This is a genomic window from Thermanaeromonas sp. (assembly GCF_021890735.1).
Classification (GTDB): domain Bacteria; phylum Bacillota; class DSM-521; order Neomoorellales; family Neomoorellaceae; genus Thermanaeromonas.
Genome location: NZ_JAKKUR010000083.1, coordinates 1 through 7,683 on the forward strand (window position 1 = coordinate 1; position 7,683 = coordinate 7,683).

The following is a 7,683-nucleotide window of genomic DNA, read 5'->3' on the forward strand; positions in this document are numbered from 1 at the left end:
AGGGTAGTAAACCTTTATATTTCCAAGATAGTGTGCAGTATGTGACTGCTTCGCCGGGAGTGGGGAAAACCCATTTAGCTATAGCCTTGGGAATAAAAGCCTGCATGGCCCGTTACCGTGTAGCCTTCTATTTGGCCAGGGACTTGGTTGATTACCTTTACTCTTCCCTGGCAGACCTATCCACCGCAGCTAAATTGGAACAGTTATCGCGTATCCATCTACTCATAATTGACGAGCTTGGTTACCTTTCCTTGGACAAGGAAAGGGCAACCCTCTTCTTCCAGCTGGTCAGCAAACGCTATGAAACCGGCTCTATAATCCTAACGACCAATGTTCCTTTTACCCAATGGGATACCATATTTGGTGACCAGGTTATAGCCTCTGCCATTTTGGACCGCCTAGCCCACCATTGCCATATCTTTACTATCAATGGCCATAGCTACCGGATGAAAGATAAGCTTAAACCTGGACAGAGAGGTGTGACTGTAGCCGCCGAGGAACGATGATATACGAATACCCATATAGGGTATGCAATAACTCCTTCCAACAATACTCAAAACTTATTTCTGGCCAGGGGTCAAAATTCGATGCAAAAAAGGGGTCAATTTTCGTTGACAATCTACACCGGGTAAAATGGCTCTCGACTAAAGAGGGGATAGCAGATGGAACTCCAGGAAATAAGAACAGCCCTGATGCGCTGTGTAAGGTGTGGTCAATGCCGTTCTGTTTGTCCGGTTTTTTTGGCAAAAAGGGTGGAAAGCGATTCCACACGCGGAAGAGTAACTCTCATCAGAGCCCTTTTAGAAGGCGAGATATCCTTTAGCAAAGATCTTGCAGAAAAGGTTTGGCAATGTCTTTTGTGCCATAGTTGTTCGCAAGAATGTCCCAGCGGCGTACAAGTAGAAAAAATTATTTGGGCGGGCCGTTCGAAAATAGCCGAATTTTACGGAACACCTGCTAGTAAGAAAATCTTAGCTCAATGGATCCTCCCTAACCTTAGGACATTAAGCAAATTGATGATGTTAGGTAGGATCCTTCAGGGCCTCTGCGGGAAAGAAGTATCCGCAGGGTATTGGCTACCACGTTTCTCCCTGCCAATGGTTTCTTCCAGGCTTTTACCCAAATTACACGGCCAATCTCTGTTTCAAATGGTGCATGGCAGCGTGCATTCTGTCCGTAAAACCCAAGGCAAAGTGTTATTTTATACTGGGTGCATGACAACCTACGGCTTTCCTTCAACGGGAAAAGCTGTGATCCAAGTGCTAAATTATAACAACTTCGATGTTGTTATTCCACCGGACCAGGTCTGTTGTGGCTTGCCGGCTCTTTCCTCTGGTCTGGGAGTAACTTTTAATCATTTAAAACAAATTAATCTTCGCGTGTTAACAAGAGAAAGAGTTGACGCTATTATAACTGCGTGCCCTAGCTGCGGCTCAACTTTAAAAGAATATTATAGTAACGAATTAAATGTAAAGGTTTTCGACCTCTCAGAATTTCTGGTGTCCATTGATTTTAAACCCCCGGAAGGGGAAATACCAAGTATAGTAACTTATCATGACCCGTGTCACTTACGTAAGGCACAAAAAGTAATAGCTCCTCCCAGGAAAATACTCCGTTCGATTCCAGGTATACAATTCAAGGAGGTAACGGATCCTAGCTGCTGCGGTTTTGGGGGTACCTTTGCTCTCTCCTATCCCAACCTCTCTCGGGAAATAGGGAGCGTCAAGGCAAAATTACTATTAGATACGGGAGCGGAAACCGTCATCACCTCCTGCCCGGGTTGCATGTTACAATTAGCTGACATTCTATTCCGCCGTAATAGTTCGGTAAAGGTCAAGCACTTGGCTGAATTACTGGCAGAATCTTACAGTATAGGTCGACCTAAGGCAGATTAAACCAAGGCCTTTTTGCTCCGGTGCAGAAAGAATTTTTCGTTCTACAGGCGCTCGTTGGAAAGCCCGAAAAGGGTCGGCACTCGTCCCAAATTGGATACTTTGCCATCACAAAGTCCGTGAGTTGCCCGGTACGTACGATAAGGTCAGTCTTTTTGAAATCACCAGAACTATACTGATGTGCCAACTTACGTGTCGCGGCGAAGACAGAGCTTGCGTAAAGCCCTGGATCGGTGAGCTTGGTATGAACGGGTTTATTCTGGCATTTCGAGTTTTCACTCTTAGTTAGAAGCGTCAAGTTCCCGAGCATATTTGAGTGGATTCTATACTCTTCTTCGCTTGCGAACCCATACGATGTAATAGAACAGGTTGGCGTCTGCGCAATAATATGTTCCCGCGTTAGTTGGCTTTTGACTAAATCGACCAACTCACTTAGTGAATAAGGTCTTCCTGCCACATCCTCATCATAAGCAAGAAGCAGAAGCGGGGTTGCTGGGTTGTTATACATATCCTCACCGAGCCTTGTCTTAAACAGCCCATCCGGCATAAATTGGGTCACAAAGTTCCTTAGGCCGTTGGCAATTTCGCATATCTCCGCCCAGCGCGACCGATGCGATAAAATACCAATATCCTTCGCGGGATCGGTGCCCCGGGTCTTGTAGACCCTGACATCGCATACTTCGAGACAATGCAAGAGGTCCACATTTGTACCTGGCACCTTTTCAAAGAGAAGGTTACGTTGGTACAGCCGGATGGCAAGTGGATACAGTCTGGCCGACAGGCCGAGAACGACAAATACCTTGTAGAGACTTTCATTGGTTTTAGTCTCTGTTATCAGTTCTCTGAACGCAATGGCAAATTGTCGGAGATCCGAAATATAGTCATCAATGAAGGAGCGGAGCTTATCAGGATCCGAGGCAAGCTTTTTGAGCGTCTTTTTTAGAAAACCTTCAAAAACCGTATGAGTGTACCCATTATAATCATCAATGTTTTCCGCTTCTGGGTGCCAATAAGCGAGGTAGTGGTACCGGAGAATATCATCCTCCGAAAAGTTTTCCCGAGCTATGTTGTCGATGCGGTAACCTGGTTCCTGGACCAGTTCGCGTACAGTATCAAAAGTAACAAAGCAGTCTCTAAAGCAATCGTTTATCTTTCCATCGAGAACTCCGCCCAGATTACGATTAGAGTAAAATACTAGCAACGCCTTGGCTTTGTCCATCGTTGTAAGCGGCAGGCCTCGGTCATTTACAGTCTGGAACATTCGTATGGCGCGACCAATGTCTTTTTCTACAAAGTATATGAGCTCCAGCTTTTTAATTGCATCAAGCCATTGCTTTATAAGTCCCTTGCCTCCTTGTTCGGCTAATGACTTGGCCCGCTCTCGGGCAAACAAGTAGCACCTTTTTAACCTTCGTTGCCCGGCACTTTCCGGTTTTGGATCTTGCCCGGCAAGCAGGGCTTTCATAAACGTAGCATTAACCCCGAAGTTCAACTTGAAATCTCGATTCTCTTGACTTTGATACAGAAGAACAGCCTCATTTACAATCCGGTCGGGGTCCTGAGGGTCCAGTTCGCTAAGGAGGGCATGAACAATCATAGTCAAGGCTGATAAACGTTGCTGTCCGTCGACAATCTCGTACTCTCGGTCTTCGCCTGCAAGGACAAAAGTTCCAATATAATGCGTAGAGCCGGTATCCATGGCTTCCTGAATATCATCAAACAGGTCCTGCATCTGGTTTTCTGTCCAAGCGAAGTCGCGTTGGTAGTGAGGGATTCGGAACTTGTTGCTTAGAAGAAACCCTTGAACATCCATAATCCAACCCTCCGGTTAACTGTATTTAATTTCCCCTAAGCGGACAGCAGTAAGCACCTATCTGGGCTGCAGACAACTCACCTAGTAATCACTCTCACCGAAGCCTCTTTCTACCCGTACGAGCCCCTAGTAGTATCTCAACATCTTCTCTCGTACACCGCTGTTACCCTGTAGGTAGGCGTACACGAACCAGAACGTCTTTATATTCTCAACTCCACAAGGCAACGCGGTGGTCTCGCCAGGTTTCATATTCTACAAGTTTATGCCACCTTCCTGCTATTGGAAACAAATTTTTGGCCCACAAGAACCTATCTACTGCGGTAATGATGATCAAAATCTTAAGGCACCCCTCACATTTGGGGTGCCCTCTTCCCGATGATAAAATAGAACCCTTGAGCAAACCTGTAAGCCGAGTTCTGTCGAGGATGGTCATCTATCTAGGGTACTAGTTGCCTAGTACCTCCAGCGACCTTACCCGGGGACGGAGCGGGCCACCCCATTGTCCCCCTATTCGGTCTTGCTCCGGGTGGGGTTTACCTAGCCGGTTAGTCGCCTAACCGCTGGTGAGCTCTTACCTCACCTTTCCACCCTTACCCGGCGTAAGCAGGGCCGGAAGCCCCTTTAACTTTAAATCCTGGGTTTAAGATCCCAGGGCAGATTTATAGGGCTTTTTACCGTACCCTAGGAGGCCGGGCGGTCTGTTTCTGTGGCACTTTCCTTGGGGTCGCCCCCACTGGGTGTTACCCAGCACCCTGCCCTGTGGAGCTCGGACTTTCCTCGGGAGAGATTTCTCCCGCGACCATCCGGTTTACTCAAGGGCTCCCTAATGTAAACCTAAACCTCTGCGGCTATGCTTTATAGGTTCTGCCAGTAATCAATACTAGCAGCGTTATTTATTGTACCACAGATAACATGGACTTACAACACCCACCACGGTTCCCTTTCCTTCTGCGCTGCCAGGACCATGACTTCACGGGCTTTAAGTTCTTCCTGGAGGTATTCCACTAAAGCAGGGACGATAACCCTTTCGGTGGCAAAATGGCCAGCATCAACAATAGCCAAGCCTTCCTCTAAAGCCTTACGGGCTTCATGATACTTTAGATCCCCGGTTACCAGTACATCGGCCCCTTGATTTTTGGCCTGATCCATAATGCTACTACCAGCACCGCCGCATACAGCGACCCGCTTTATTTTGCGCTCCTTCTCGCCTACTACAGTTACTTTTTCAGCTCCTAATTCCTTCTTAACCGTTAAAGCAAATTCTTGGAGGGTTAAAACCTGGGAAAGATTGCCTATCCTTCCCGGTCCCTGGCTCTGCCCCTCATTGGCCAGGGGGTAAATGTCATAAGCTACCTCCTCATAAGGATGGGCTTTCAAAAGAGCGTTTAAAACCTCGGAAAGCCGTTCTTGAGGTACGATAGTCTCCAACCGGTATTCTTTAACCTCTTCTAGTTTGCCTTCTTCACCTATGTAGGGATGGGTACCTGCAAGGGGGAGAAAAGTTCCCGTGCCCTGGGTACGGAAAGTGCAATGGGAATAGTTACCGATCCAACCCGCTCCAGCCTCGCATACGGCCTTCCGCACCTTAGCTTCCGCCTCTTCAGGGACAAAAGTGACTAGTTTATAGTACTTTTCCCGGTAGGTAGGTACTAAAACCTCCACATCTTCTAGCCCCAGTTTAACAGCCAGGTGATAACTTATTCCTAAAGCAGCATAGTCCAAATTGGTATGAGCGCTATATACCATTATATCTTCCTGCACTAGGCGCCGGACTAAAGCACCTTGCCCGCGGTCAAACCGGAAATGTTTTAAGGGGTGCAAGAACAGAGGATGGTGGCTGATTATAAGACCTGCTCCCCGAGCTGCCGCTTCCTCTACTACCTCAGTAGTAACATCCAGGCTAACAAGGATCCGACGGACTTCTTTTTCCGGATCGCCTAAAAGAAGACCTACGTTATCCCAATCAGCCGCTAGTCTAGAAGGTGCGAGGTTCTCCATAATTTCTATGATGTCTCGGCATTTGGCAGGCATGCCAATACCTCCTGTATAGCTTGCCTCTCCAGGTTTAATTTTTCGAGTCGTATGAGCGCCTCTGGCCGCCGACTCTTAACTAAACCCTCCTGGATACCGTCTAGCTTCTCTAGCTTCCTCCTCAAGTATCCGGCCAATAAAGGATGTCGTCTTTTTAGGAGCAAAGGTCCGAACTCCCATTCCCAGTCGCCATAAGGAGGGTTAGCCCCGCGCTCCCAAGCATAGATAAGATAATACTGCCCCTTCTCGTAAACCAGCTCCTCCTGTCCCAGGCGCCAACCAGACCTTGCCAGCCATCGCCGCAACTGAGCTTCCCATCCTTGGGGTTGTAGCACGAGATACTCTATATTTTCTAGTATTTCCGGAGAAGTAGAAAGTATATCCTGAATAGTCCTCCCGCCGAGGCCCGTGATGGTGATTATTTTTACCTCTCCCGGCTGCAGAGGCTTAAGCCCCCAACCTAAGCGGATATCAATAAGGTGGCTTAAGCCTGCCGCCTCCACGTTGGCCCGGGCCCTCCGCCAAGGTTCCTCCCGGGCTTCTACCCCTATCGCCCGCGGGATCCATCCGTGTCCTACTAAATAAATAGGCAGATAAGCGTGATCGGTGCCTATATCAGCCAAAATTTTGCCACGGTAAACCATGTTTGCTACAGCCAGCAGGCGCAACGGCAAACGCAAGCCTAAAACAGGCTCCACTAGTGATTCCTCCGGAAAGGTACCCTGTAGGTTGGTATATGTCCTTGGTCACTTGAGCAGTAGGGATAATAAGCGCGTCATGTGAAGATAAATCCCTTTCAGCTCCTATGGGAGTAGCCGTCCTGGATACGTGTAAATGCAGGAAATCCCTCTTCTTTTTATAATAGCAGGGAAGACTTCTGACGTCCACTAGTAAAAATGAGCGAACACGGGAAAAGCACAAAACAAAGTTACCCGCCAAAAAGGCCGAGGCGAGGAAGAAAACAAAGGCTTAAGCCCTCCAAGGCCTAAGCCTTTACCCATTCCCTAGGGGTCGGTTTTAAAGTACCTTGCAGCCTTTTCCTTTACCGGTTCCTTCTACCGCAAAGCTTCCACTATGGCTTCCCACTGGCAGTACTTTTCTACATTCTCCAGGGATATACGTATACCAGTAGGATCATCGGCCCTCAGACGCCGTGTTAAATGGCTGACTTTTTCCACTGTGGTATAGGTATCATATGGAACAAGAAGCAACGGCACACCCTTCTCCTGGGCCCGGGAAATCACCCGCACGTCCGGATATAACCCGCCCGTTAGAATGAGCACGGAAGTGCTCGTCTCTAAGGCGGCTAAGGCTACGTCCGCCCGGTCGCCACCTAAAATTACCGCTTTGTCGGCCGAGCGCCGAAAATAGGTAAGGGCGCTCTCTACCGTCATGGCCCCTATCATAACTTCTTCTACCAGCCGGCCCAGATTGTCTTTACCGGCCAGTATCTCCCCTCCTAAGGCTTCGTAGTATTCCTTGACCGTAGGAGAAGCTATCTCCGGCCGGCGGGGGATAAGCCCTAAAACCCGGTACCCGTTCTCTTCTAATATGGGCTTGTATATCCCTTCCGCCTTGGCTATAAGGGAGCGGGGGATGTCGTTAAAGATGTTTCCTAAAAGGCTTACTCCAGCGCTAGCCAAACTCCGGTTGAAGAAAAGGGCCCGATCTATGCTAAAGTCGCTTTTTATTTTCGAAACCAGTATAACTTGTGAATTCCACTCTTTGGCCAGGGCGATATCATCGAGGCCGCAAGAGGTATAGGCGTACGGGTAGCAGGCCCCGCCGATGAGGAGCACATCTGCGTTCTGGCTGAGCTCTTGGTAAGCCCGCCGGATCCGGGTAAGCGCCTCCGGACACCTCTCACCGGAAAGGTAGGAGGGACCGATCATGCAGGGAACTATTACTTCTAAAGGTGCTTCCATCCCCAGGATTTCCCGCATTAAA

Annotated in this window: 6 protein-coding genes and 1 other RNA gene; 2 read left to right on the forward strand and 5 right to left on the reverse strand. The window is 48.5% G+C overall.

The annotated features are described in order from the left end of the window. Nucleotides 1-506, forward strand: a 506-nt coding sequence (locus L5656_RS09735; protein WP_297202437.1) for an ATP-binding protein, incomplete at its 5' end; no start/stop codon positions are given. Between the two features lie 156 nt (nucleotides 507-662). Next, a complete protein-coding gene (locus L5656_RS09740; RefSeq protein WP_297202439.1) occupies nucleotides 663-1,895 on the forward strand; it encodes a (Fe-S)-binding protein in 1,233 nt (410 codons plus the stop codon). On the opposite strand, the gene L5656_RS09745 is transcribed toward L5656_RS09740, so the two are convergent. From L5656_RS09745 to L5656_RS09765, 5 genes are all read right to left on the reverse strand, one after another. Continuing rightward, nucleotides 1,882-3,705, reverse strand: a complete 1,824-nt coding sequence (locus L5656_RS09745; RefSeq protein ID WP_297202441.1) for a DUF262 domain-containing protein — start codon at nucleotides 3,703-3,705, stop codon at nucleotides 1,882-1,884. The two genes, L5656_RS09740 and L5656_RS09745, sit on opposite strands and share 14 nt — an antisense overlap. Nucleotides 3,706-4,094: 389 nt before the next feature. After that, nucleotides 4,095-4,520, reverse strand: an RNA gene (gene rnpB, locus L5656_RS09750) — RNase P RNA component class A. Between the two features lie 103 nt (nucleotides 4,521-4,623). Next, entirely contained in the window at nucleotides 4,624-5,736 is a 1,113-nt protein-coding gene (locus L5656_RS09755; RefSeq protein ID WP_297202443.1) for a Nif3-like dinuclear metal center hexameric protein, read from the reverse strand. Next, a complete protein-coding gene (locus L5656_RS09760; RefSeq protein ID WP_297202445.1) occupies nucleotides 5,709-6,434 on the reverse strand; it encodes a tRNA (adenine(22)-N(1))-methyltransferase in 726 nt (241 codons plus the stop codon). The genes L5656_RS09755 and L5656_RS09760 overlap by 28 nt, the downstream gene beginning before the upstream one ends. A 357-nt stretch (nucleotides 6,435-6,791) precedes the next feature. Beyond that, on the reverse strand, nucleotides 6,792-7,683 hold an 892-nt coding region (locus tag L5656_RS09765; RefSeq protein ID WP_297202447.1), incomplete at its 5' end, for a phosphotransacetylase family protein.

Bases quoted from the DNA above. Each gene is read 5' to 3' on its own strand.
- L5656_RS09755 (WP_297202443.1), bottom strand. From the start codon at position 5,736: ATGCCTGCCAAATGCCGAGACATCATAGAAATTATGGAGAACCTCGCA.
- L5656_RS09745 (WP_297202441.1), bottom strand. From the start codon at position 3,705: ATGGATGTTCAAGGGTTTCTTCTAAGCAACAAGTTCCGAATCCCTCAC.
- L5656_RS09740 (WP_297202439.1), top strand. From the start codon at position 663: ATGGAACTCCAGGAAATAAGAACAGCCCTGATGCGCTGTGTAAGGTGT.